2 protein-coding genes and 1 tRNA gene are annotated in these 1,913 nt (G+C 63.1%); 1 reads left to right on the top strand and 2 read right to left on the bottom strand.

The window, feature by feature from the left end:
* Positions 1-136: 136 nt before the first annotated feature.
* Both WCB02_RS23030 and WCB02_RS23035 read right to left on the bottom strand, forming a co-directional pair.
* A tRNA-Ser gene (locus WCB02_RS23030) sits at positions 137-226 on the bottom strand.
* Positions 227-372: 146 nt separating this feature from the next.
* A complete protein-coding gene (locus WCB02_RS23035; RefSeq protein WP_423961743.1) occupies positions 373-504 on the bottom strand; it encodes a hypothetical protein in 132 nt (43 codons plus the stop codon).
* A 905-nt stretch (positions 505-1,409) separates the two neighbouring features.
* Here WCB02_RS23035 and WCB02_RS23040 point away from each other — a divergent pair.
* Positions 1,410-1,913, top strand: a 504-nt coding sequence (locus WCB02_RS23040; protein ID WP_423961744.1) for a septal ring lytic transglycosylase RlpA family protein, incomplete at its 3' end; no start/stop codon positions are given.

The raw sequence follows: 1,913 nt of genomic DNA on the forward strand, positions 1-1,913 counted from the left end.
GCCGTCGGCGTCAGATTGGCATCGACTTCGGAGTAAATGACCGTGAAACCCCTCGACAACCCGATCGGCACGCGGTTGTCACCTATGTCTTAGGTACGATCTGTTACCCATCTATCCGGGCCGGACAACCGCATGTTGGCGGAAAGGGTGGGATTCGAACCCACGGTACCCTTGCGGGCACGCCGGTTTTCAAGACCGGTGCCTTAAACCACTCGGCCACCCTTCCGTTGCCGGACATCAATCATTGAGCGGCGGGAAGATCAAGGACGGGTTGTCGGGACGAGCCGATTCGAACCGCGTGCTGCGATCAGCCAGAAGGCGGCCGGCGGCCAAACCAGGCGACGACTCCGCGGGGCGTCTCGATGCGGCGCCTCAGTCCGGTTTGGCGGCGGGCAACCTGGCCGGGATGTGGGGCGAGGTCGAGACCACGCGCGGCGCGCCGTCGGCGTACGACCGACTCTTGATCAGGGATTCCAGAACCAGAAAAAATTTTTCGGCCAACATCGTCGTTTGCCTCGCGAAATGATCACATCTCCGTTTGGTCTGGCTGCAACGCCGGAAATTCAATCACTTGTACGAGAGCCGCCCTTGTTCGCCAAGATCATCGTGGAGGCAACGATTGCCTGCGGAGCGGGCAGACCCGCGCGCCTCGTGCTGTCAGGCCAGGGCAAAGGCCAGCAGGCTGGAGCAGAGCAATACGAGTCCCGCGGCGGTCAGTGCGAGGAAGCCGCGGGAAACCAAATCCTGGTTACGCATGATAACACCCTCCGTTTCGCGAGGCTCATCCGAATTGATTAAAACTTTCGGAACGAGCGATCTTGAAAAGGCGTGCGTGCCGGATCCTCCGGTCAGGCCCGGAAGAGCACACTCTCAAATGCATGGGCGAGGAAAATCCCGGCGCCAACCAGGCCCATCAAAGCTGTAACTGTCTCGATCATCGCAATCATCCTTCGCGCCCCACGCGAACCAAACGCCGTGCACCCCTGCACAGTCAAAAGGATTTCGCCGCGCCATTCGACAATCGGGCCCGACCGAGGATTTTGTGCAACAGCTGTGGCAAACGCGTGCGGGGACCGGGCTGTGAGAGAGCATGGCGCTCTCGGGCAGATCGCCGGGCTGCCATGACAGCCGGTCTTCGCAGCCGGTCTTCGCAGCCGGTCTTCGCAGCCGGTCTTGGCAGCGAGTCTTGGCCACGAGTCTTGGCGACCAGTCTTGGCTGCCGGTCTTGGCTGCCGGTCTTGGCAACCATTCGTTCACCACGGTGGAGCACGGACGGCCTCTCCCCATTTCCGCCGTGTTCCCATTGCGGTATCGTTCGGGCTTGGTGCGGTAGTGGGGCTGCACCGACGAACTTGCCGGCACAGCCGCCGTCGTGGCAGGTGCGCGGCGCGATGGTCAATTTGGGGCGAATGGGGAATCTACGCTCAGAGCAGGTGGTGCGGGCGGCGCGTTGCGTCGCGGCTGTCGCCGCGTGCCTGACGCTGGCCAATTGCGCCTCGTCGAATCAGTTCGCGAGCCGTGTCGATCCCAAATACGGCGTGTCCACCAGCCCGCGGGTGGTCGCCTATGGCGACCCCGTTCCGAAGGGTGGCGGCACCTATCGAGTCGGCAAGCCCTATGTGGTCGGCGGCCGGGTCTATGTGCCCGAGGAGGACGTCAACTACCGCGCCGAGGGCCTGGCGTCCTGGTACGGCGACGATTTCCACGGCCGGCTCACCGCCAATGGCGAAGTGTTCGACATGGATTCGCTCAGCGCCGCCCATCCGACCCTGCCGATGCCCTGCTACGCCCGCGTCACCAATCTCGCCAACGGCAAGTCGCTGATCGTCCGCGTCAATGACCGCGGCCCCTATGCCGCCAACCGGCTGATCGACGTCTCGCACAAGGCCGCCGAGCTGCTCGAATTCAAGAGC

It is taken from the genome of Bradyrhizobium sp. (genome assembly GCF_049581145.1).
In the GTDB taxonomy this organism is placed as follows: domain Bacteria; phylum Pseudomonadota; class Alphaproteobacteria; order Rhizobiales; family Xanthobacteraceae; genus Bradyrhizobium.

Excerpts from the sequence above, each read along its gene's own strand:
- WCB02_RS23035 (WP_423961743.1), bottom strand. The coding sequence starts at position 504 with ATGTTGGCCGAAAAATTTTTTCTGGTTCTGGAATCCCTGATCAAGAGT.